Origin of the sequence: Roseomonas chloroacetimidivorans, assembly GCF_049629625.1 — a bacterium.
GTDB lineage: Bacteria > Pseudomonadota > Alphaproteobacteria > Acetobacterales > Acetobacteraceae > Roseomonas > Roseomonas chloroacetimidivorans.
On the sequence record NZ_JBNBZS010000025.1, the window covers coordinates 55,011 to 78,335 of the forward strand.

At 67.5% G+C, this 23,325-nt stretch carries 18 protein-coding genes; 15 read left to right on the forward strand and 3 right to left on the reverse strand.

The window, feature by feature from the left end:
• The first annotated feature begins 5 nt into the window (after nucleotides 1-5).
• Nucleotides 6-1,466, forward strand: coding sequence for a catalase (locus ACO1BU_RS19160; protein ID WP_424137568.1), 1,461 nt, complete (start codon nucleotides 6-8; stop codon nucleotides 1,464-1,466).
• 52 nt (nucleotides 1,467-1,518) lie between these two features.
• Here ACO1BU_RS19160 and ACO1BU_RS19165 read toward each other — a convergent pair whose 3' ends face one another.
• Nucleotides 1,519-2,427 (reverse strand): LysR family transcriptional regulator, encoded by a 909-nt coding sequence (locus ACO1BU_RS19165; RefSeq protein ID WP_424137569.1) that lies wholly within the window; start codon nucleotides 2,425-2,427, stop codon nucleotides 1,519-1,521.
• Between the two features lie 92 nt (nucleotides 2,428-2,519).
• On the opposite strand from ACO1BU_RS19165, the gene ACO1BU_RS19170 reads away from it, so the two are divergent.
• The 4 genes from ACO1BU_RS19170 to ACO1BU_RS19185 all read left to right on the forward strand — a co-directional run bounded on the left by ACO1BU_RS19170 (nucleotide 2,520) and on the right by ACO1BU_RS19185 (nucleotide 5,720).
• Nucleotides 2,520-3,308, forward strand: coding sequence for a DODA-type extradiol aromatic ring-opening family dioxygenase (locus ACO1BU_RS19170; protein WP_424137570.1), 789 nt, complete (start codon nucleotides 2,520-2,522; stop codon nucleotides 3,306-3,308).
• 23 nt (nucleotides 3,309-3,331) lie between these two features.
• A complete protein-coding gene (locus tag ACO1BU_RS19175) occupies nucleotides 3,332-4,177 on the forward strand; it encodes an SDR family oxidoreductase (RefSeq protein WP_424137571.1) in 846 nt (281 codons plus the stop codon).
• A gap of 94 nt (nucleotides 4,178-4,271) precedes the next feature.
• Complete coding sequence (locus ACO1BU_RS19180) at nucleotides 4,272-4,634, forward strand: DoxX family protein (protein WP_424137572.1); 363 nt, start codon at nucleotides 4,272-4,274, stop codon at nucleotides 4,632-4,634.
• 303 nt (nucleotides 4,635-4,937) lie between these two features.
• Nucleotides 4,938-5,720: a (S)-acetoin forming diacetyl reductase gene (locus ACO1BU_RS19185; RefSeq protein WP_424137573.1), complete on the forward strand. Its 783-nt coding sequence runs from the start codon at nucleotides 4,938-4,940 to the stop codon at nucleotides 5,718-5,720.
• 27 nt (nucleotides 5,721-5,747) lie between these two features.
• On the opposite strand, the gene ACO1BU_RS19190 is transcribed toward ACO1BU_RS19185, so the two are convergent.
• Nucleotides 5,748-6,491, reverse strand: coding sequence for an isocitrate lyase/PEP mutase family protein (locus tag ACO1BU_RS19190; RefSeq protein ID WP_424137574.1), 744 nt, complete (start codon nucleotides 6,489-6,491; stop codon nucleotides 5,748-5,750).
• A gap of 478 nt (nucleotides 6,492-6,969) precedes the next feature.
• Here ACO1BU_RS19190 and ACO1BU_RS19195 point away from each other — a divergent pair, with 478 nt between their 5' ends.
• From ACO1BU_RS19195 to ACO1BU_RS19210, 4 genes are all read left to right on the forward strand, one after another.
• On the forward strand, nucleotides 6,970-9,255 hold the full coding sequence (locus tag ACO1BU_RS19195) for a heavy metal translocating P-type ATPase (RefSeq protein WP_424137575.1): 2,286 nt from the start codon (nucleotides 6,970-6,972) through the stop codon (nucleotides 9,253-9,255).
• A gap of 238 nt (nucleotides 9,256-9,493) precedes the next feature.
• Nucleotides 9,494-10,096, forward strand: a complete 603-nt coding sequence (locus tag ACO1BU_RS19200; RefSeq protein WP_424137576.1) for a hypothetical protein — start codon at nucleotides 9,494-9,496, stop codon at nucleotides 10,094-10,096.
• A gap of 62 nt (nucleotides 10,097-10,158) precedes the next feature.
• Complete coding sequence (locus ACO1BU_RS19205; RefSeq protein WP_424137577.1) at nucleotides 10,159-10,881, forward strand: hypothetical protein; 723 nt, start codon at nucleotides 10,159-10,161, stop codon at nucleotides 10,879-10,881.
• Entirely contained in the window at nucleotides 10,881-11,318 is a 438-nt protein-coding gene (locus ACO1BU_RS19210; RefSeq protein WP_424137578.1) for a thermonuclease family protein, read from the forward strand. The genes ACO1BU_RS19205 and ACO1BU_RS19210 overlap by 1 nt, the downstream gene beginning before the upstream one ends.
• A gap of 3 nt (nucleotides 11,319-11,321) precedes the next feature.
• On the opposite strand, the gene ACO1BU_RS19215 is transcribed toward ACO1BU_RS19210, so the two are convergent.
• Entirely contained in the window at nucleotides 11,322-12,716 is a 1,395-nt protein-coding gene (locus tag ACO1BU_RS19215; RefSeq protein ID WP_424137579.1) for a DUF6035 family protein, read from the reverse strand.
• A 318-nt stretch (nucleotides 12,717-13,034) separates the two neighbouring features.
• Between ACO1BU_RS19215 and ACO1BU_RS19220 the strand changes: the two genes are divergently transcribed.
• The 6 genes from ACO1BU_RS19220 (at nucleotide 13,035) to ACO1BU_RS19245 (ending at nucleotide 23,299) form a co-directional block, all read left to right on the forward strand.
• Entirely contained in the window at nucleotides 13,035-13,985 is a 951-nt protein-coding gene (locus tag ACO1BU_RS19220; protein ID WP_424137580.1) for an ArdC family protein, read from the forward strand.
• Between the two features lie 115 nt (nucleotides 13,986-14,100).
• The gene (locus ACO1BU_RS19225) at nucleotides 14,101-16,203 is read left to right on the forward strand and encodes a ParB/RepB/Spo0J family partition protein (protein ID WP_424137581.1); all 2,103 of its coding nucleotides are present in this window, start codon (nucleotides 14,101-14,103) and stop codon (nucleotides 16,201-16,203) included.
• Nucleotides 16,200-16,538 (forward strand): DUF6117 family protein, encoded by a 339-nt coding sequence (locus ACO1BU_RS19230; RefSeq protein WP_424137582.1) that lies wholly within the window; start codon nucleotides 16,200-16,202, stop codon nucleotides 16,536-16,538. Before ACO1BU_RS19225 ends, ACO1BU_RS19230 begins: the two co-directional genes overlap by 4 nt.
• A gap of 87 nt (nucleotides 16,539-16,625) precedes the next feature.
• Nucleotides 16,626-20,981, forward strand: coding sequence for a strawberry notch-like NTP hydrolase domain-containing protein (locus tag ACO1BU_RS19235; RefSeq protein WP_424137583.1), 4,356 nt, complete (start codon nucleotides 16,626-16,628; stop codon nucleotides 20,979-20,981).
• A gap of 13 nt (nucleotides 20,982-20,994) precedes the next feature.
• A complete protein-coding gene (locus tag ACO1BU_RS19240; RefSeq protein WP_424137584.1) occupies nucleotides 20,995-22,038 on the forward strand; it encodes a DUF7146 domain-containing protein in 1,044 nt (347 codons plus the stop codon).
• 328 nt (nucleotides 22,039-22,366) lie between these two features.
• Nucleotides 22,367-23,299, forward strand: a complete 933-nt coding sequence (locus tag ACO1BU_RS19245; RefSeq protein WP_424137585.1) for a DUF2493 domain-containing protein — start codon at nucleotides 22,367-22,369, stop codon at nucleotides 23,297-23,299.
• Nucleotides 23,300-23,325 lie beyond the last annotated feature (26 nt).

Below are 23,325 nucleotides of genomic sequence, written 5' to 3' on the forward strand. Positions count from 1 at the left end.
CGACCATGAGCACCGGCGCCCCGGCGCCGAGCGATCGCAACTCTCTAACGGTCGGTCCTGATGGTCCGATCCTGTTGCACGACGTGCACTTCCTGGAACAAATGGCGCATTTCAACCGCGAGAAAGTTCCGGAGCGCCAGCCCCACGCCAAAGGTGCCGGCGCCTTCGGCGTGTTCGAGACCACCGCGGATGTGTCGGCCTATACCAAGGCCGCCCTATTCCAGAAGGGCGCCTCGACCGAGATGCTGGCGCGATTCTCGACCGTCGCCGGCGAGATGGGCAGCCCCGACACCTGGCGCGACGTGCGCGGCTTCAGTCTCAAGTTCTACACCGACGAGGGCAACTACGACCTGGTCGGCAATAACACGCCGGTCTTCTTCGTACGCGACCCGATGAAGTTTCCGCACTTCATCCGCAGCCAGAAGCGGCTACCGGACTCGGGCCTGCGCGACAACCATATGCAGTGGGACTTCTGGACCAACAATCCCGAGAGCGCCCACCAGGTGACTTATCTGATGGGGGTGCGAGGGCTGCCGCGCACCTGGCGGCACATGAACGGCTACGGCTCGCACACCTACATGTGGGTCAACGCGGCCGGCGAGAAGTTCTGGGTCAAATATCACTTCCATACCCGGCAGGGCATGGCCTTCTTCAGCAATGAGGAGGCTTCGGCCATGTCGGGCGCGGACGCCGACTTCCACCGCCGCGACCTGTTCGACGCCATCAAGCGTGGTGAACATCCGGTTTGGGACCTGTCGGTCCAGGTCATGCCCTATGCCGAGGCGGCGACCTACCGTTTCAATCCGTTCGATCTGACCAAGGTCTGGCCGCACGCCGACTATCCGCTAATCCCGGTCGGGACGATGACGTTGAAACGCAATCCTGAGAACTTCTTCGCCCAGATCGAGCAGGCGGCTTTCTCGCCGGGCAACACAGTCCCAGGCGTCGGACTGTCGCCCGACAAGATGCTGCTGGGCCGGGCCTTCGCTTACAATGACGCCCAGCGGAACCGCATCGGGACCAATTTCCATCAGCTGCCGGTCAACCAGCCCAAGGTTCCGGTTAACACCTATATGTTCGACGGCCAGATGGCCTACCACCACTCGGGCGCCGCCCCGGTCTATGTGCCCAACAGCGGCGGCCGGCCGTGGGCTGACGAGACCGGCGTGATGGACGACGGCTGGGAGGCCGATGGTTCGATGGTGCGCAGCGCCTACACTCTGCGGGCCGAGGACGATGATTTTGGCCAGCCTGGGAGCTTGGTGCGCGAGGTGTTCAACGACGCCGAGCGCCAGGCGCTCGTCGATCAGGTGGCGGGAAGCCTTCTCGGCGGCGTGCGCGAACCAGTGCTCGGTCGCGCCCTCGCCTACTGGAAGAGTATTGATTCCGCGGTCGGCCAGCGCATCGAAGACAAGGTCGTGGCGGGCGCCGCCCCGCGACCCGCCGAAGGCATGGGTGAGGGATAGATCCGCGGCGAGCGCCGGACGCGCCAGAGGCGGAGGTCCGGCATCTCCGCCGTCACCAGTCGACAGCCAGGGTCCGGAATCGTTGCGCCAGGAAATCGATGAACGCGCGCGTCTTGGCGGCGGGCTTGCGGCCGGCGTGTGTGATGGCGTGGATGCCGCCGAGCTCCATCAGAGGTGCGTCGAGCGAAATCTCGACCAACCGGCCCTCGGCGAGGGCGCTGGCGGTGAGAAAACGCGGCCCGTAGATCAGGCCCTGTCCCGCAAGGGCCGCCTGGACCAGCGCCTCCCCGTTGTTGGCGTGGAGTGATCCGCGAACGGGTTGTTTTAGAGCACCATCCGCGCCGAACCCCCAGTGCGTCGTGCCGACGAGCGAGGACAAGGTGTAGCCGAGGCAGTCATGCGCCGCGAGATCGCTGATCGATCGCGGTGTGCCCCGCTCGGCCAGATAGGCCGGGGAGGCGCAGATGTTCAAACGGACGTCCGCCAGCTTGCGCGCCACCAGGCTGCTGTCGGCTAGTTTGCCGATACGGATGGCGGCGTCCCACCGCTCCTCCAGCAGATCGACAAGCCGATCGTTGAGGCCCAGCTCCACCGTGACCGCCGGGTGGAGGCGGTGGAACTCCGCGATCAGTTCGCCCAGGTGCGCAACGCCGAAGGCCGCCGGCGCGCTGACCCGCAGCAGACCCTCCACGGCGAGTGTGCGCGCCGAGACCTCCGCCTCGGCTTCCCGCAGGTCGGCCAGGATCTGCTCGGCTTTCTCCAGATAGGTTTCCCCCGCTTCCGTCAGCGACAGGCGACGGGTTGTGCGGTTGACCAGCGTCGCGCCCAGCCGCGCCTCGAGCGCGCTGAGATGGCGCGCGGCCATGGCCGGCGACATGCCGAGATCGCGCGCGGCGGCGGACAGGCCGCCCAAGGCGATGGCCCGTGTAAAGACCTCGATGCCGGTCAGGCGATCCGCCATGGCTTCCTACTCCACGTATAAAGTTATTCTCTCAAACAAGGGATTATCGCGCAAGGGTGGGAGGTGCATGGTCGCTTTCGAAAGGAGACGCCATGACCCGCCAACCCACCTTCTTCATCCCCCACGGGGGCGGCCCCTGCTTCTTCATGGACGACCCGCGCGGCGTCTGGACCGGCATGGAAGCCTTCCTGCGATCCCTGCCCGAACGCCTGCCCGAGACCCCGACCGCCATTCTGGTGGTGTCGGGTCACTGGGAGACGGACGGCTTCGCCCTGACCGGCGCCGAAAAGCCCGGCCTGATCTACGACTACAACGGCTTCCCGGCGCACACCTATCAGCTACGCTTCGACGCGCCCGGCGCTCCGGACCTTGCCCGCGATGCCGCGGCCCTCCTCAAAGGCGCTGGCATGAAGGCCAGGGTCGATCCCGATCGCGGCCTGGATCACGGCGTCTTCGTGCCGCTCAAGGTGGCTTTCCCCGACGCCGATATTCCGGTCGTCGAGATGTCGGTCGATCGCAATCTGGAACCCGCGCTTCATCTGGCCGCCGGCCGGGCCCTGGCCCCGTTGCGCGACAAGGGGGTGGTGATCGTCGCCTCAGGCATGAGCTTCCACAACATGCGCGGCTACGGCGACCTCCGCTTCACCGAACCCTCGCGGGCCTTCGACCAGTGGCTGACCGATGCTGTCCAGTCCCCGGCCGCGGCTCGCGCCGCCGCCCTCGAAAGCTGGGCGGAAGCGCCCGCCGGACGCCTGTCCCATCCCCAGGAGGAGCACCTGCTGCCGCTCATGGTGGCCGCCGGCGCCTCCGACGGCCCGGGGCAACGCGTCTACGCCGAGCTGGTGATGCAGACCGCCATCTCCGGCTTCCAATTCAACTGATCATTTTTCAAAGGAGACTGACCATGACCATCGCCATCACCGGCGCCACCGGCCAACTGGGCCGCCTGATCGTCGAAAAGCTGACTTCGAAAGTTCCCGCCGACTCCGTCGTCGCACTCGTGAGGTCGCCGGATAAGGCCGTCGACCTCGGCGTCGCGACGCGGCCGTTCGACTATGCGAGGCCTGAAACGCTCACCCCGGCGCTGAAAGGCGTCGACACCCTGATGCTGGTTTCGTCCAGCGAGGTCGGCCAGCGCGCCGTCCAGCACCGCAACGTCATCGAGGCCGCGAAGGCCGCCGGCGTCGGCCGCATCGTCTACACCAGCCTGCTGAACGCTGACACGACGCCGCTCGACTTGGCGGAGGAACACCGCGTCACCGAGGCCGACCTCAAGGCCTCGGGCGTGCCCTACACCATTCTTCGCAACGGCTGGTATGCCGAGAACTACACCGGCTCGATCAGCGGCGCCCTGGCCGGCGGCGCCTTCATCGGCAGCGCGGGCGAGGGCAGGATTTCGGCCGCCCCGCGCGCCGACTTCGCCGAGGCGGCCGTCGCGGTGCTGACCAGCGAGGGCCACGGGGGGCGGACCTACGAGCTGGCCGGCGACGAGGCCTTCACCCTGTCGGACCTGGCCGCCGAGATCAGCCGCCAGAGCGGCCGGGACATTCCCTATCGGGACCTGCCCGCCGCCGACTACGCCGCGGCCCTGACTGGCTTCGGCCTGCCGGAAGGGCTCGGCAAGGCGATCGCCGGCTGGGATGTCGACGCCTCGCGCGACGCCCTATTCGACGACCGGCGCGTGCTCTCGCAACTGATCGGCCGCCCGACCACCCCGCTCTCCGCTTCGGTCGCCGCCGCGCTGAAGTAACCCGCTCCGGCGCGCGCAGAGCTCCGCCGCGCGCCTGTTCCAGACAGGATCAAGAACCATGTTTAGCCAACGCCTCTCCCCCTACGCCCCCCACATGCTGGGCGTCCTCCGCATCATGACCGGACTGCTGTTCCTCGCCCACGGAACGCAGAAATTCCTTTCCTTCCCCGCCGGCGACATGGCCGGAACGGGGTGGGCGTTCGCCCATCCGGCGGCCATCGCCGGCGTGATCGAATTAGTCACCGGCGCGCTCATCGCCTTGGGCCTGTTCACCCGTCCGGCAGCCTTCCTGGCTTCAGGGACGATGGCCTTCGCCTATTTCATAGCCCACGCGTCTCAGAACGTCTGGCCTGTGAACAACGGCGGGGACGCGGCCATCCTCTACGCCTTCGTCTTCCTCTATCTGGTCTTCGCCGGACCGGGCGCTTTCAGCCTTGACGGCCGTCTGCGCAAATAGTGGACGCCCTACAGAACGGACCAAAACCCCCGTCGCCTCGCCCGGCGGCGGGGGTTTAATCGTAAGCCCAGCACCGGTCGGCATGCGCGGCAGCGCCTCGCAGGCGACCCTTGCTGTACATGAGTAAGCGTGGGCATTCACTTCGACTGTAAAGTGAGGCAGCCACTCTGTGCCAGAGGCAGCCGAGCGGCCGGATCGAAAGTCCTAGCTGGGTGTTGGAGTCCTACGCGGTGCGCGCGCTTTCGTCGGTCGAGCGGATACTTGTTCAGCGGCTGGCATGATCTTCACCGATGGAGCACGGATATGAGCAAAGCGGCCGGAAAAGTGGCTTTCATCACGGGCGCTGGCCAGGGTATCGGTGAAGCGATCGCGCTGCGCCTGGCAGAGGACGGCTTCGCCGTCGGATGCGCCGACCTCAGGATGGACACGGCGAAGGCGGTCGCCGACAGGATCGAGACCGACGGCGGCAGGGCATTCGCGGTTGAGGTTGATGTCGCCGATCGCGACTCGGTGTTCGCGGCGGTCGAGAAGACCGCAAAGGCGCTCGGCGGTCTCGATGTCGTAATCAACAATGCCGGCATTGGTCCCACGACCCCAATCGAAGAGATCACGCCGGAGATCTATCGCCGGACGTTCGACATCAATGTGGGCGGCGTGCTCTGGGGGATCCAGGCCGCCGTCAAGACCTTCAAGGCGTTGGGCCATGGCGGCAAGATCATCAACGCCGCCTCTCAGGCGGGCCATGTCGGCAACCCTGACCTGGCGGTCTATTCGGGATCTAAGTTCGCGGTGCGCGGCATCACTCAGACCGCCGCGCGCGACCTGGCTGCGCTTGGGATCACTGTGAACGCCTACTGCCCCGGGATCGTCAACACACCGATGATGCAGAAGATCGCCCAGGACGTCGCGGACAATGCGGGCGAGTCGTTCGAGTGGGGAATGGCGAGTTTTACCAAAAACATCGCCCTCGGCCGCATGTCGGAAGCGAGCGATGTCGCCGCGCTAGTATCGTATCTGGCGGGGCCGGATTCAGACTACATGACCGGGCAGTCGATCCTGATCGATGGCGGCATGGTGTTCAAGTAGAGCCCGGGCCGGGTTCTGCAGCCCTGTTCAGCCCATGGCCTCTTTCGCGCTGGCCGTGAGCTGCTGCATCAGCCGCTTGAATGGGAAGGGACCGTGGCTGATCCGGGCGACGCCCACGTTCGCCCATTCGTGCTTGGACGGTGCGTCAGGAAACGCGATCAGATTGAGCGGGAGCGGCACCTCGCGCACGACGCGCTCGACTTGACGGGGATCGGAGAGGCGCGGAACGAAGAACCCGCTCGCGCCGGCGTCAGCGAACGCCTTCCCCCGCGCGATCGCCGCCTCGACCAGAGCGTCATCATGGACCTTCGTCTTGATGAACAGATCGGTTCGGGCGTTGATGTAAAAGTCGTCGCCGACCGCTTGGCGCATCGCCGCGATGCGTCGGACCTGTAGCTCCAGTGGGTGGATTCCTTCGCCTCCAACCACCTGATCCTCAAGGTTGCAGCCGACCGCGCCTGTCTCCTTAAGGCCGGCGACATTGGCAGCGCCTTCTTCGGGGTCGGTCGCATAGGCGCCTTCGAAATCGACCGTAAGCGGCAAGTGCGTCGCGGCGATGATCCGGCGGGCATTTTCGAACACATAGGGAAGCGGCACCTTCTGCCCATCCCCGAAACCGCTTGCGTCTCCGACCGGATGGCTGCCGGTGGCAAGCGCCTTCGCTCCCGCCTCAGCCACAGCCAAGGCGCTGCCTGGATCCCAGATGTTGTAAAGGACAAGTGGGTCGCCCGGCACGTGCAAAGCGGCGAAGAGGTCGAAAGTTGAGGTCATGACGAAGGCCTACCACATCGCAGGCAGTCGCCGAAGTGCCCCGACGCCTTTAACGTCCGGGCTGACGCGAATGGTGCTCTGCGACTTCGCGGGTCGGGGGAAGAGCTTGAGAAGGAGGCGCGCTCGGACATCCCGTTGCTACCGGGTGAGGCATCGTCTTGAGTTTCTCATCGTCATCAGAGAGATTGACGCGGCCCTTCCCGATTAAGCCCTGTGTTAGCACGCACTCTGGCAAGTATTCATGCTAGGGGTCTTCTCCCGTAGTCCGGTTTATCGGGCGCTAGCGGCGCCGATCAGGCAATCGCCGCCGCGGCGCGTGCGACAGGCGAATAGCCCGGCGATGGAACTGTGATTGGGCGACGGAGGTGGCGTCGCCCGGCAGGAAGGATGTCGGCTAATGGAAAGACCTCAATCGGTGCCACCCCACAATCATCGGACGCCTCATGCGCGTGGTCCCGCTGACACGCTCCGGGAGGGTATGGTGCAGGATCCTGTATGCGGGATGGCGGTCGATCCGCACTCGACCTCGCATCGGGCGGAACATGCCGGACGTCCATACTATTTCTGTTCGGCCGGCTGCCGAGCGAGGTTCGTCGCCGATCCCGACAGGTTCATCGAGGGCGACGATCACGGCGCGGCAGCATCCCATCCGGACGCCATATACACCTGCCCGATGCACCCGCAGATCCGGCAGAAAGGGCCGGGGCCCTGCCCGATCTGCGGCATGGCGCTGGAGCCGGAGTTGGTCACCGCCGAAGCCCAGCCCAACCCCGAGCTGCAGGATTTCACACGCCGTTTCTGGGTGGGCCTGGCACTCACCCTGCCCGTCTTCATCCTGGAAATGGGCGGCCATCTGACGGGCGTCACGTTCGGTCTCAGCGGCCGGACATCAGGCTGGATTCAGTTCGCCTTGGCGACACCCGTGGTCCTATGGTCGGGATGGCCATTCTTCGAGCGCGGCTGGCGCTCGCTCGTCACCCGCCAGCTCAACATGTTCACTCTGATCGCGATGGGGATTGGCGTCGCCTGGGCTTACAGCGTGGTGGCCGTGCTCGCGCCGGCGCTATTCCCGCCGGCCTTCCTGCAGCATGACGGCTCGGCCCCTGTCTATTTCGAGGCGGCCGCCGTCATCACCGTGCTGGTGCTGCTGGGCCAGTTGCTCGAACTGCGCGCCCGCGAACAGACCTCCGGCGCGATCCGCGCGTTGCTCGACCTTGCGCCAAAAACCGCCCGCCGCGTCCGCACCGACGGCGTCGATGAAGAGGTGACGTTGGACGAGATCGCCGTTGGCGATCAGTTGCGGGTGCGCCCCGGCGAGAAGGTGCCCGTAGACGGCCAGATTCTTGATGGCCGGGTGTCGATCGACGAATCCATGGTCACCGGCGAGTCCATGCCTGTGACCCGCGAGGCTGGGGACAAGGTAGTCGGCGGCGCGATCAACAAGACCGGTTCGTTCCTCATGCGCGCCGACAAGGTGGGCGCCGACACCCTCCTCTCCCAGATCGTGCAGATGGTCGCCCAGGCTCAACGCAGCCGCGCGCCGATCCAGCGCATGGCGGACCAGGTGTCCGGCTGGTTCGTACCGGCCGTGATCCTTGTGGCCGCGATAGCCTTCGCCGTCTGGATGATGGTGGGTCCGCAACCGCGCGTGTCCTTCGCCCTCGTGGCGGCCGTGTCTGTCCTGATCATCGCCTGCCCCTGCGCGCTGGGGCTGGCGACACCGATCTCGATCATGGTCGGGGTAGGACGGGGCGCACGCGCCGGCGTGCTGATCAAGAATGCCGAGGCGCTGGAACGCTTCGAGAAGATCGACACCCTGGTGATCGACAAGACCGGGACCCTGACCGAGGGCCGGCCTGCGGTCACGGCGATCAGGACGGTGAATGCGATCGAAGAGGGTGAGCTGCTGCGCCTGGCGGCCAGCCTCGAGCGGGCCAGCGAGCATCCCTTGGCGGACGCCATCGTCCGCGCCGCGACCGAGCGCGGCATGGTCCTCGCACAACCCAGCGGATTTGATTCTCCCGTCGGCAAGGGCGTCCTCGGGATGGTCGAGGACAAGCGTCTGGCGATCGGATCGGGTCGATTTCTGGCCGAGCAGGGCGTGGCGACGACCGAGCTCGCGGCGGAAGCCGACGCCTTGCGCGCGGACGGCGCGACCGCGATCTTTGTCGCCGTTGACGGAGGCCTCGCCGGCATCTTCGCCATCGCCGACCCGATCAAGGCGACCAGCGCGCAGGCGGTGCACGACCTGCAAGCCGACGGAGTCCGGCTGGTGATGCTGACGGGCGACAACCTCACCACGGCCCAGGCCGTCGCGCGCAAGCTGGGGATCAAAGAAGTGGCCGCGGATGTCCTGCCGCAGGACAAGGCGGCCGTAGTGCAAAGCTATCGCGCCCAAGGGCGTGTCGTGGCGATGGCCGGCGATGGCGTAAATGACGCGCCTGCGCTCGCTGCCGCCGAGGTCGGGATCGCCATGGGAGCCGGATCGGACGTCGCCATCGAGAGCGCCGGCGTCACCCTCCTGAAAGGAGATCTGCAGGGCCTGGTCAAGGCGCGCCGCCTATCCCGGGCGGTGATGCGCAACATCCGCCAGAACCTCTTTTTCGCCTTCGTCTATAACGCCGCTGGCGTGCCGATCGCCGCCGGATTGCTCTACCCGATGTTTGGTTGGCTGCTCTCTCCGGCCGTCGCCGCGGCGGCCATGGCGCTGTCCTCAGTGAGCGTCATCGGCAACGCCCTGCGACTGCGCCTGATCACCATCTAAGATCTCGCCTGCCCTCGCCGCCTTCAAGCTTCCCCCGTCCCTTTCGGGACTCGGCGCGGCCTTCGGCCTCAAACCGGGCGCCGGCCTCGGGTCCAAGATCTCGAATTTGGGAGGCGTTGTGAGTACAGGCTCGCTTGCTAACGTAGCGAAGGCTTCACGCACCGGTTAACCCCCACCCATTTAGCCTTCGCTGAGCCGAGGTCGACGTCCAATGTCCATTCAGCGCCTACGCAACATCGTGAACCTGGCAGTGCCGACACTTTTCCGCCAGATCGCGGGCGGGCGCGTGACCTGCGAGAGCGAAGCCACCTTGCAGCTCCATCTCGGACGGATCATCGCGACCGCCGCCGATCTTGAGATCATGAGCGAGCGCGAGACCTTTTCCGTCGAGCTGGAAAAGCCCCTTCGCGGCGCGGGCGGGAAGCGCGGCCGCATCGATGTCTGGTTCCGCCTCACCGACGATGATGGCCGTGAATGGCGCTGCGCGATCGAGCTCAAGTTCTTCAAGCGCGAAAATCATCGCGAGCCCAACAACCGCTATGACGTCTTCAAGGACATGGCCCGCCTGGAGAGCTGCGGCGACGTTGCCGACGTCGGCTTCATGCTGGTGGCCACCGATCACCAGCACTATGTCCGCCAGGACGCCTACTCAGACGCCACGAGCGATTTCGATATCCGCCATGGCGCCTCATACGCGGGCGGCACGCTCCTGACGTACAAGACCGGGGGCTACGGTGAGCCCATCACCTTGGCTCGGGACTACAAGTTCAGTTGGGCCGAGGGGACCACGTCCCTCCACTACATCCTGGTCGAAGTGTCCCCGACGCCTCCGGGCGCCTGAGCAGTCGATCCCGCCTGTGCGCTCTTAACCGGCCCGTGAGAGAACCTTGAGTATGAAGCGGCATGGTTGACGCGATTCCCCCTGAGATCCTGACCGAGATCAAGCGTGTCGCGAGCGTCGAGTGGCCCGGCGACCGGGACATGCAGAACTACACGATCGAGGCGGAAACCACGGCCTACCGCGCGCTCGAAGCGCTCGACTTCGGAGCCGCGCTTGAGCACAAGCCCGCGATCCTCAAAGAGGCCCGGGAGTTCCACGAAACCTGGGAAGACATCTTCAGCTTCGTCTCTGATGAGGTCGATGCCTTCAACGCCTTGGCGGCCCTGGCTCCAGAGGATGTCCCGGCCGATTTCGTGGCCGAGCACAAGCGCAAGGCCGGCGCCGAGCACGACTGGTTCGCGTCTCAACTCGAGGAGGTCCAACAGGCGATCGAGGGCTATCGCTATGTCCAGCGCACCCGCGCCAAGGTCGGTCCGATCCGCGACCTCCTGGTGCGGATGGAGGCGATCATCGGCTCCGAATGCTACAATGCCAACATCCAGAACTACAGCGCCTGGGGTGTCTGGGAGGGCGAAGGCCGGTCGTTCCGCTACCCGGTCACGTACATCCGCAATGGCCAGGAGGAGAAACGCAAGGCTCGGGTCGATGACCTCGAACCTGAAGCGCTGATCACCGGCCACTATAAGTTCGGCGCCAACGAGCTGAGCATCCACCGCGCGCTCGTCCGCATCGTCGATATGCTGGAGGCCGACTACGGCCTGAAAATTCCGCGTGAGGAGCCTTGATGACCGCAGGAAGCCGCATCCTCGGCCTGCCGTTCCTGGTGTTTGGGGCCCTCATCCTGTCTCTGACGGCGACCCCAGCGCGCGCGGACCCGTGTGAAGGGCGCCTCCCCTCGCGAGCTGGCGAGCCGTTCAGCGGCACAGTGCGCTACGTCGGCGATGGCGATGGCCTATGCGTCGGCCGCTCCGGTGATCCCGACACCTGGATCGAGGTGCGCCTGGCCGACTTCGACGCCCCCGAACTCAACGCGCCGGACGGACGCCGGTCCAAGGCGCTGCTGGAGCAGGTCGCCATGGGACAGCCCGTGACCTGCGAAGCGCAGCGCGGCCGCAGCGGCCGGGTCATTGTCTACGATCGCGTCATCGCCGTCTGCCGGGTCCGAGGCCGCCCCATCGGAGACCTCCTTCGCGCGCTTCGCGCGCCAGAGGGCGGAAACTGACGCTCAGGTGAGCGCAGCGGACAAGCTCGGGAATACGAAGCGCAAGAGCGCCCGCATCTCCTCCGAGATGTCGTAAGCCGGATCGCCTGTCCGCACCCCGTCGCGATGCCCAGCCGCCTTGCGAGTCCAACGCCCCTGCCGATCCTGATCCTTGAGCACGCCCTGGTGGCCGACCGACCGCAGGGCATGGCCGAACGGCACCAGCGCCTCGGGAAAATTATCGGCGAGGTGATGGGCGACCTGGATCAGCTTGTCGAAGCCGTAACCGACCGGCCGGCCAGCCAGGGCGCTGGCGACGCCGCAGGCGATATTGCGGAACCGCTGGTCGATCTCGTACTCACCGGGAAGCATCAGATCGCGCGCTTCATACTGCGCCTTCAGCGCCTGCCATGCCGCCGAACGCGCCTTCCAGTCGCCGTCGGCGGCGCGCCCGGTGGCGATGGCGAGCAGGCTGTCGCGTAGTCGTTGATCCGCCGCCTCGCGTGCGGCGGCGAGCGCCTGGTTCCGTTCCGCGATGAGCCGGCGCTCCTCGCCTTCGCTATCGAAGGCGAAGACGCGCTGACCCTGCAGATCGATCGTGAGATCGTCCCAGGCGACCAGCTCGCTCTCCCAGACCGATCCGAGGCCGCCCGCCTCCACCACCGGCCGCCGGAACGCGCAGCGCAGCATCAACCGCCCTGCCGCTTCCGAGGCTTCTGCGCTCTCCCGGTCGACGACGAGGACATTGGCGTTGTTGTTGAACAACAGGTCGTCGATCGTCAGTTGCCGATAGGCCGGATCGAAGTGCGGCAGCACCCAGACGAGCAGTCCGCCTTCGGCGCGGTAGAAGGTCTTGCGTCCGATAACGACGTCGAGAAACGTCGTGGTGAGCTGCGCTTCAAATGCGATCCGCAGACCATCCAGCCTCGCTTGGATATCCGGCCGCCTGAGCGAGGTGGGATCGCGCTGACCGCGCCAGACCTTTTCTGCCAGAACGTCCTGGAAACGGGGATCTGCGAGCAGCGAGCGTTCGATCAGGGCCTTGAGGCGGCGGTGCGCCTCGCTTTCCTGAGCGCCCTTGTACTTCATGGTCCGGATGTCGTCTTCGCTCAGGCCGTCGCGGGTCTGGGCCGGGCAGGAACCGTCCTCGATCCGATGGCGGAAGAAGAACGCCTTGTCGGGGCTGGAGACGATGTAGACCGCCGTTCCGCAGATCGCGCAGGCGACGCGGGGGCTGCCGGCGTCCATGGCCTCCTTGATCTGGCTGCGCACCTGCACGAGACGGTCGTAGCGCACGCTTTCGATGAAGCGACGCGCCTCCAGGATCTGCCCCGATTTCAGGCTGCGCACCTCTCGGATCTGCGGGTCCGCCACCGCCGTGGCGCGGGCCAGCGGATCGATCGTGATGTTGCCGCGCATAGCCCCTCCTGACGCCCTCGCTTGCTCCTCTTGGGTTGCGACGTCGATTCCCCGAAGACGACGCTAGCCGATAGATCGCGCCGGTTCACGTGAGGTCCGGGAGGGGAAAGCCTTCCGCTGCGGCCGAGCCTGAAGTCTCGGCCGCCCCCTTCTGCGGGGGGGAGCCCCGCAACGCCCCCCTTTTGCGCCGGCGCCGGCCAGGCTGGCGGAAGGCGTAAGGCTCCGCCGGTCGCGAGAGGGAGAGGGCCGCGGCTGTCGCCGTGACGGGTTTTGAAGGTCGAGAGAGGAGCTCCGGCCGGCCCGTCGCGGAGACATGCGATGACACGCTCAGCTTCCAAGGGCCGCGCCCGGACCGATCGGACCAACATCTATGACGAAATCACCAGCCGGATCATCGGCGAGCTGGAGGCTGGCCGCCTGCCCTGGGTCCAGCCCTGGGGCTCCAGCGCCGTGGCCGCGCCGCTCGCCATGCCCAGGAACGCCTCCACCGGCCGGGGCTATTCGGGGATCAACGTCCTGATCTTGTGGGGCGCGGTCGTCCAGCACGGCTATGCGAGCCAAGGCTGGCTCACCTTCCGCCAGGCGCTCGGCCTCGGCGGCAATGTGCGCAAGGGCGAACACGGGACCACCGTCGTCTACGCCGATCGCTTCATCCCGGACGACGAGCGCCGGCGCGCGCGTGAAACCGGCGACGAGGCAGCCGCCATCCCGTTCCTCAAGCGCTTCACGGTCTTCAACATCGCCCAGTGCGACGGCCTGCCTGAAGAGCTCTCGGCCCCGCCGCCGCCGGTCCCGCAAGGACTGATCCTTCCCGAGGCCGAGGCCCTGCTGCGGGGCAGCGGCGCCGATCTGCGCCTGGGCGGCGACAAGGCTTTCTATGCCCCGGGCCCCGACTACATCCAGATCCCTCGCCCCGAGGCCTATTTCGAGCCGGTCAACTGGCACCGGACGGCCCTGCACGAACTCGGTCACTGGTCGGGTCACCCCAGTCGTCTGGCGCGCGACCTGAGCGGAGGGTTCGGCTCCAAGGCCTATGCGCGCGAGGAGCTGGTGGCCGAGATGACCTCGGCCTTCTGCTGCGCCAGCCTCGGCATCACGCCGACCGTGCGCCATGCCGACTACATCGGCGCCTGGCTCGAAGTGCTGCGCGAGGACAATCGGGCCATCGTCCGGGCCGCGAGCGCCGCGTCCAAGGCCGCGGACTATCTACTCGCCTTCGCGCCCGGCGCGCCGGACGCATTGGAGGAGGAGGACCGGGCGGCGGCGTGAGACCGCGCTCGCTTCGGCGGCCGGACGGTCGAGAGAGGCAGAGGGCCGAGACGGGTTTCGTGACGGGTCAGGGTCGAGAGAGAGGCTCTTGGCCGCCCGTCACGGAGAACCTTCCATGACCCAAGCTGCCCAGAAGATCGTCCTGTCCCCGTCGCGGGACATTCCCTTCAACAAGCTGGTGCTGAGCCAGTCCAACGTGCGCCGGACCAAGGCCGGCGTCTCGATCGAGGAACTGGCCGAGGACATCGCCCGGCGCACTCTGCTCCAGAGCCTCAACGTCCGCCCCGTGCTCGACAGCGACGGCCATGAGACCGGCATGTTTGAAGTGCCAGCCGGCGGGCGCCGCTATCGCGCGCTCGAGCGGCTGGTGAAGCAAAAGCGCCTGGCCCGCACCGCTCCGGTTCCCTGTGTGGTGCGCGAGGGCGACGACATCTCGGCCGAGGAGGACTCGCTGGCGGAAAACAGTCAGCGCGAGCCGCTGCATCCGCTCGACCAGTTCCGCGCCTTCCAGACCCTGCGCGATCAGGGCCAGGGCGAGGAAGCGATCGCCGCGCGCTTCTTCGTCACCCCGGCGCTCGTGCGTCAGCGCCTGAAGCTCGCCAGCGTCTGCGAAAAGCTGCTCGCCCTCTATGCCGAGGACGAGCTGACCCTCGACCAGCTGATGGCGTTCACGGTGACGAACGATCACGCCCGCCAGGAACAGGTCTGGGAGGCGCTCGCCCGCAATCCCTACAAGGAAGCCTATCAGATCCGGCGGATGCTCACCGAAGGGGCGGTCCGCGCCGCCGACAGGCGCGCGCAGTTCATCGGTGCCGAAGCCTATGAATCGGCTGGGGGCGTCGTCTCGCGCGACCTGTTCCAGGCCGATGACGGCGGCTGGTTCCAGGATCCGGCCCTGCTCGACCGGCTGGTGGCCGACAAGCTCGCCGCTGCGGCCGAGACCATCGCCGCCGAGGGGTGGAAATGGGTCAGCGTCGATGTCGGCTTCGCCTACGGCCACACCCACGGCCTGCGCCGCCTCGCCTCGGCCAGCCCGCTGAGCGAGGAGGAACAGGCCGCCTATGACGCCCTGCGCCAGGAATATGGAGCTCTCGAAGAAACCTATGCCGAGGCCGACGAGCTTCCCGAGGACGTCGATCAGCGCCTGGGCGAGATCGAGGCCGCGCTCGAAGCCTTCGACAACCGTCCGCCGGTGTTTGAATCCGACGACATTGCCCGCGCCGGCGCCTTCGTCAGCCTTGATGGGTCGGGCGAGCTGAAGGTCGAACGCGGCTATGTGCGTCCCGAAGACGAGGCCGCAGCCGAACCCGAGCCCGTGGACGGCGAGCACGAGGGCGGCGCAGCCCCCTCCGCTTCCGAAGGCGGCGTGCAGCGCGCCGTGATCACCTTAGGGAGCGCCGCGCAGCCCTCTGCCGAGGCGGACGAGGAGGAGGACGCGATCAAGCCGCTTCCCGAGCGCCTGATGACCGAACTCACCGCGCACCGGACGCTGGCGCTGCGCGATGCCGTCGGAGGGGATCCGGACACCGCCTATCTCGCCGTGCTCCACGCCCTGGGGCTGAAGGCCTTCTATCGTTTCAGCACCGCCACCTGCCTGGAGCTGGAGGTCAAGCATTCGACCTTCGGCCATCAGGTCCCGGACCTTAACGAGACCGCCTCCGCCAAGGCGATCGCCGAACGTCACGCGCGCTGGGCCGAGCAGCTTCCCAAGGAGCCGGGCGCGCTTTGGCAGACCCTGGTCGGGTTTGACGCCGACAGCCGGCAAGCCCTTTTCGCCCACTGCGTCGGGCTCAGCGTCAACGCCCTCCACCAGTCCTGGAACCAGGGCGAACGCATGGCCCACGCCGATGCGCTCGCCCGCGCCGTCGATCTCGACATGGTCGCGGCGGGCTGGACGCCGACCGCCGAGACCTATCTGGGCCGGGTGACCAAAACCCGGATCCTGGAAGCCGTGCGCGAAGGCAAGGGCGAACGCGAAGCTCAGCTCATCGAGCATCTCAAGAAAGGCGACATGGCCAAGGAAGCCGAACGGCTCCTGGCCGGATCGGGCTGGTTGCCTGAGCCGCTGCGAACGGCTGACGACCAGATGCTCATCGAGGCCGAGGAGACCGCCGAACCCGAGGCGCTGCCAGCCTTCTTGACCGACGACGAGGATGAGGACGCGGCGGACGAGCCGGACGCGACCGACCCGGGCTTTCACGCCGTCGCCGCTGAATGAGCCTCCGCGGGGCGGCGCTCGCCGCCCCGCACCTGCTCTTTCCCCCTCATGGCTCGCCGATGGCGGGCCGCTTTGCGCTTCAGGAGTCGGCCATGGCCATCCCACACCACGCCTCCCGCAACTTCCAGACCCTCCTCCAGGCGGCTCGCAACGACGATCTCGCCTTGATGGAGTGCCTCGACGCCGAGACCCGCGAGCTGCGCTACGTCCTGTGCGCCGTCGGCCGCGACGGCGAGGACTTCGTGTTCACGCCCTTCGGCCATCTCGCACCCGGCAATCCCTTCGAGGCCTATCTCCCGCCCGCCGAGGGCGGAGGCTTCGTCTCGCAAGAGTGAGAGCGGGGCCGGGAGGGGGCGAGCCGGTGCGGTCGAGAGAGAGCGCCGGTCGGCTCGCCTTTCTCCCGCTCTCCTGGATGATCGAACATGACCCTGACCGCCCTGGCTTCGCCGGCGCCGCGCGAGACGCCCGCCAGCCCGACCCACCGCGCCCTGGCGCTTTGCCGCGCCGCCGACACCCTCCTGCCGCTGCTCGTTCAGGGCGTTGCCGTCGACGCGCGCGCCTTGCGCGCCGCCATGGAGGCCGCGTTCCAGGGCTCCGACGCGCAAGGGTTCTGGGACTGGAAGGACGCCTATGAAGCCTGCGAGGCCGCGCAGCTTCTGTTCCTGCGCCGGTTCGGCCCAGCCCTGTCGCGTCAACCCTCAGCCGCTCAGCTGGCCATGATCAGCAAGATCGCCGGGCTCCTGCCCAGCCAGACCCGACGGTCGCAGGAAAGCGAGACGCTCCAGCAATTCTCGACACCGATCCCGCTCGCCTGGATCGCCGCGCGCGCCGCGGGGCTCGGAGCCGGAGACCTGGTGCTCGAACCCTCGGCCGGCACCGGGCTGCTCGCCATCTTCGCCGAGATCGCGGGTTCCGAGCTGGCGCTCAACGAACTGGGCGACGGGCGCGCCGAACTGCTCGGTCACCTGTTTCCCGCCTCGCCTGTCAGCCGGTTCGACGCGGCCCACATCCACGACCACCTCGACGCTGCGGTGATCCCCACCGTCGTCCTGATGAACCCGCCCTTCTCGGCCGGGGCCCATGTCCAGGGCCGTGTCGCCGACGCCGCCTTGCGTCACATGGCGTCGGCTCTGGCCCGCCTGGCCGACGGGGGTCGGTTGGTCGCCATCACCGGCGCGGGTCTGTCGCCCCACAACGCGGCCTGGCGCGACGCCTTCAGCCGTCTCCAGCAGCGCGGCCGCATCCTGTTCTCCGCCGCCATCGATGGATCGGTCTATGCGCGGCATGGCACCAGCACCGAAACGCGCCTGACGATCATCGACCGCACCCCGGCCGAGGATCCCGACCTCTTTCCCGACTCGCCCGGCATGGCCGCCAACGCCGCGCAGTTGCTGACCTGGGTGGACGCTCATGTGCCGCCGCGCGCCGCCGTCACGCCCGCGCACCCGACGCGCCGGCTTTGCCCAAAGCCGGCTTTGCACAGAGCCGCTTCGCCGGCGCGCCGACCGGCTCCGCCACCGGCGCAGATCAGCGGCCGGCCGCTTGGCTACACGGTGTGCGACTGGAGCCCGCCTGCCGGCGACCGGCTGACCGAAGCGCTCTATGAGCCCTATGTCCTGCAATCGATCGCCATCGAGGGCGCCAAGCCGCATCCCACCCCGCTGGTGCAGTCGGCCTCAATGGCGTCGGTCTGCCCGCCCAAGCCGGGCTATGTCCCGCTCCTGCCCGACGGACTGGTCGCGGCGGGTCTGTTGTCGGACGCCCAGCTCGAAACGGTCATCCATGCCGGCGAGGCCCATGGCGGCCATCTGGCCGGCGCCTGGAGCGTCGATGCAACCTTCGACCAGGTCAGCGCCGCGGGCGATGACAGCGAGGGCGCGGTGCGTTTCCGCCGCGGCTTCATGCTGGGCGACGGCACCGGCGCCGGCAAGGGCCGTCAGGTCGCCGGCGTCATCCTCGACAACTGGCTGAAGGGCCGCCGCCGCGCGCTCTGGGTCTCCAAATCCGACGCGCTGATCGAAGACGCCCAGCGCGACTGGTCGGCGCTTGGCCAGGAGCGGCTGCTCGTCACGCCCCTCTCGCGCTTTCGCCAGGGCGCCCCGATCCGGCTGGACGAAGGCATCCTATTCGCCACCTACGCCACGCTACGGTCCGACGAGCGCGACGGTAAGGTTTCGCGGGTCCGCCAGATCGTCGATTGGTTGGGCGCCGACTTCGACGGGGTCATCGTGTTCGACGAATCCCACGCCATGCAGAACGCCGCCGGCGGCAAGGGCGAGCGGGGAGACCAAGCCGCCTCGCAGCAGGGCAAGGCGGGCCTTCGCCTGCAGCACGCCCTGCCGGGCGCCCGCATCCTCTACGTCTCGGCAACCGGGGCCACCACGGTTCACAACCTCGCCTACGCCCAGCGGCTCGGGCTTTGGGGCGGCGATGATTTCCCCTTCGCCACCCGCGCCGAATTCGTCGAGGCGATCGAGGCCGGCGGGGTGGCGGCGATGGAGGTGCTCGCGCGCGACCTGAAGGCGCTCGGCCTCTATACCGCGCGATCCGTCTCCTATGACGGCGTCGAGTACGAGATCGTCGAACATGCCCTCAGCGCTGAACAGGCCCGGATCTACGACGCCTATGCGGGTGCCTTCGAGATCATCCACAACAACCTGTCGGCCGCGCTGGAAGCCGCCAACATCACGGGGTCTGGCCCCGAAGGCGGATCGCGAACGCTGAACGCCCAGGCCAAATCGGCCGCCCGCTCAGCCTTTGAAAGCGCCAAGCAGCGCTTCTTCAATCACCTGATCACCGCGATGAAGACGCCGGCCCTGATCAGCGCTATCGACCGCGATCTCGCCGCCGGGCACGCCTGCGTCGTCCAGATCGTCTCCACCGGCGAAGCGCTGCTGGAGCGCCGCCTCGCCGATATCCCGACCGAAGACTGGAACGATGTGGCGGTCGACATCACGCCGCGCGAATATGTCCTGGACTATCTCGTCCATTCCTTCCCCACCCAGCTCTTCGAGCCGTTCACCGACGGCGAGGGCAATCTCTCGTCCCGCCCGGCCTTTCGCGACGGCCAGCCCGTGCAATGCCGCGATGCGGTCGAGCGCCGCGACCGGCTGATCGAGCATCTGGCCGCGCTGGCGCCGGTCCAGGGCGCGCTCGATCAGATCATCCAGAGGTTTGGGACCGAACAGGTCGCCGAGGTGACGGGGCGGTCGCGCCGCGTGGTGGCCCGCACGGGCACAGATGGCGAGCGGCGCCTCGCCGTGGAAGGACGCGCTGCGGGCGCCAATCTCGCCGAGACCGCCGCCTTCCAGGATGACGACAAGCGCATCCTGATCTTTTCCGACGCGGGCGGCACCGGCCGCAGCTATCACGCCGATCTTGGCGCGAAGAACCAGCGCTTGCGCATCCACTATCTGCTGGAGGCGGGCTGGAAGGCCGACACCGCCATCCAGGGTCTGGGGCGCACCAACCGCACGCATCAGGCCCAGCCGCCGGTCTTTCGGCCGATTTCGACCAATGTGAAGGCCGAGAAGCGCTTCTTGTCGACCATCGCCCGGCGGCTCGACAGCCTGGGCGCCATCACCAGGGGTCAGCGGCAGACCGGCGGCCAGGGCCTGTTCCGGGCCGAGGACAATCTCGAAAGCCCCTACGCCAAGGCCGCGCTGCGCCAGCTCTATATGCTGCTACTGCTCGGCAAGGTGCCGGGCTGCTCTCTCCAGCGGTTCGAAGACGCCACGGGCCTGAAACTCACCGATCGCGACGGCACGATCCGCGAGGATCTGCCGCCCATCACCCAGTTTCTCAATCGGATGCTGGCGCTGACGATCGCGCTTCAGGACACCTTGTTCGAAGTGTTCGAAGGCCTGCTGCGGGCCAAGATCGAAGGGGCGATCAGCGCCGGCGTCTTTGACCGCGGGGTCGAAACCATCACCGCGCACTCGCTGCGCGTCGCCGCGCGGCGCACGCTCTACACCCATCCGGCTTCGGGCGCCGAAACCCAGGTGTTCACCGTCCTCGAGCGCAATCCCACCACGCCGCTGAGCCTCGAAGACGCGCTCGAACGCACCGGCGAGCCGGGATGCCGCCTGCTGATCAACAGCCGCTCGCAACGCGCGGCGGTGCAAGTCCCCGCCCCCAGCCTCACCCTGGACGACGGCGAAGTGGAGCGCCGCGTCCGCTTGCTGCGCCCGATGGAGCGGACGGCCATGGCGGAGTCCGCGCTCTGCGCAACCGCGTGGGAAGACGTCGACGCCAGCCGATTCACGCAGGCCTGGAACGCCGAGGTCGCGGACCTGCCGGCCTTCACCGAGGCGACCCTCCATATCGTCACCGGTCTGCTGCTGCCGATCTGGCGGCGCCTGCCGACCGAAGGCTGCCGCGTCTATCGGCTCCAGAGCGACGACGGCGAGCGTGTGATCGGACGCCAGGTCTCACCGGCGTGGGTCGCCGAGGCGTTTGACGATACACCCCCCGCCGTCGGACCCGCCGAGGCGTTCGCCGGCGTGCTCGTCAGGGGCGAGACCCTTCACCTGGCGGATGCGATGACCGTGCGCCGATCGCTGGTCATGGGGGGCCAGCGGCTCGAACTCGTCGGTTTCACCGACGGCATGGTCGCGCGCCTCAAGGCGATGGGTCTCATGTCCGAGATCATCGCCTGGAAGCTGCGGCTGTTCATCCCGACCGGCGCGAACGGCCCATCGGTGCTCGCCGCCCTGCTTTCGCGTCATCCGCTCGCCCGTGTCGTAGCCCGGGGCGGCGGCGCCCATGTCGCGGCCTGAGCGGACATCTGCGATGCAGGGACCAGCCGCAGAGCTGGCGCACCGCCTCGCGCGCGAAGCCGAAGCGGTGTGCCGTCACTATCTCTCCAACGGTCGGCGCGAAGGGCGCTACTGGTTGGTCGGAGATGTCGACAACAATCCGGGTCGGAGCCTCTATGTCCGCTTGCGAGGCGCTGACGACGCCCATGGCGGGGCTGGCAAATGGACCGACGCCGCCACCGGCGATCATGGCGATCTCCTCGACCTGATCGCCGCCCGCAAGCGGCTGCCCACGCTGCGCGACACTCTGGATGAAGCGCGGCGGTTTCTCCGACTGCCTCGGCCGGAGGCGTCCATCACCGGACGCCGCGAGCCACCGGCGCCGACCGGCTCGCCCGAAGCCGCACGGCGCCTGTTCGCCATGGCCAGACCAATCGCGGGTACAATCGCACAAGCGTATTTGCGCCGACGCGGCATTACGGATCTGCGCCACTGCGGTGCTCTCCGCTTTCATCCCCGCTGCTGGTATCGCGGCGATGCGGACGATCCCCGCGACCGCGCACGCGACGCCTGGCCGGCGCTGATCGCCGCCGTCACCGATCTCGACGGCGCGATCACAGGCGCGCATCGCACCTGGCTCGCCTCTTCAGGCGACGACAAGGCGCAGGTTTCGTCTCCTCGGCGCGCGATGGGCCATCTCCTCGGCAACGCCGTGCGTTTCGGCCGCGCAACCGACCTGCTCGCCGCCGGCGAGGGCATCGAGACGATGTTGTCGCTCCGGCAGATTGCGCCCGACCTGCCGATGGCCGCCGCCCTGTCGGCCAATCACCTGGCCGCCCTGCGCCTGCCATCGACGCTACGCCGGCTCTACATCGCGCGCGACCAGGATCCCGCTGGCGAACGGGCGCATGAAACGCTCGCCAGACGGGCCGCAGACCTCGGTGTCGAGGTGGCGCCACTCGAACCGGCCCACGACGACTTCAACGACGATCTTCGGCGACTGGGACGCGAGGCGCTGGCGGCACAGGTGCGGAGCCAGCTCGCCCCTGAGGATGCGGCGCGCCTCTGCGTGCGATGATCACCACGTTGTCAGCGATGATCATGCCGGCCGGAACGGGAATGGGGGTGCCGGTTCCTCGCTTCGGCGTGAGAGCCGCGCCCACGGCCTTCCGAGAGGGCGATCGGACCGGAGGCGGGCCGGGTCGGCAACGGCTGCGCCGGGATATTTTCCGCCGGTCCTGACGGACCTTTGCATCGCGAGTGCAAAATAGCCCGCCTTCGCCGTCCTGCGCTGCGCTGCGGCCGCTCGGTCCTTCGGACCGGCGGTGCAGGCCCGGTCCGCCCCCGCTCTTCGTCGCCTGCGAAGGCCGCGATGGGCGCGGTCGCCAGCCGGAAGAGCGAAGACCATGACAACCGATCCCGATTTCGAACCGCCGCACGAGCAATCCTCGACATCCTCCCTGCTCGATGAACTCCAGCTCTTCGGCCACCGCCCCTTTCAAGACGAGCTTGATCCGCGACCGCTACCCGAGGAACACCACGCCCGCGGCGCCATCGCCGACATCTTCGACGCCCTGGCCTCGACGTTTCAGGACACCCGCCTGGAGCCCGATCTCGACGATCTGCTCTGGTCGACCGTCAACCTCTTCCACCGCGCCGCGGAGCGGATCGAGCGCGAGCTCGACGATAATGAGCAAGCCCAGAAGCGCGCCCAGCGCGAACAGGACGGCTCGGAGGTCAAGTCCGTCGACCTGGAGCGCCTCATCGCCGAAGGCCTGACCCTGATCGAACGCCGCAACGCTTTCGAGTTCATGCGTGACCAGGCGGCCGACCAGTTCGAAACCCACCTTCGCACGGCATGGCGGCCGCGGACTGGCTCGATGGTCAACCGCAAGGCCCTGACCTCGGCGATGATCGACAGCCGCGACTTCATCGCCGCGCGCAAGCGCGCCGAGAACGAGGTGATGCTGCCCGCCGGCGCCAAGGTCGCCTTCACCGGCGGAACGGACTTCAACGATCACCAAGCGATCTGGACGGCGCTGGACCGGGTCCGGGCCAAACATTCCGACATGGTGCTGCTGCATGGCGGATCGCCCAGGGGCGCCGAGCGCATCGCCGCCTGCTGGGCCGACAATCGCAAGGTCGCGCAGGTGGCGTTCAAACCTGACTGGACCCGTCACGCCAAGGCCGCTCCGTTCAAGCGCAACGATCAGCTTCTCGAGGTGCTGCCGATCGGGGTCGTGGTGTTCCCGGGCTCCGGCATCTCCGACAATCTCGCCGACAAGGCCCGCAAGATGGGAATTCCGCTGTTCGACTTCCGCAAGGGCGGGGGCGGGTGAACGCCGCCCGTTGCTTCCAGCGCTGG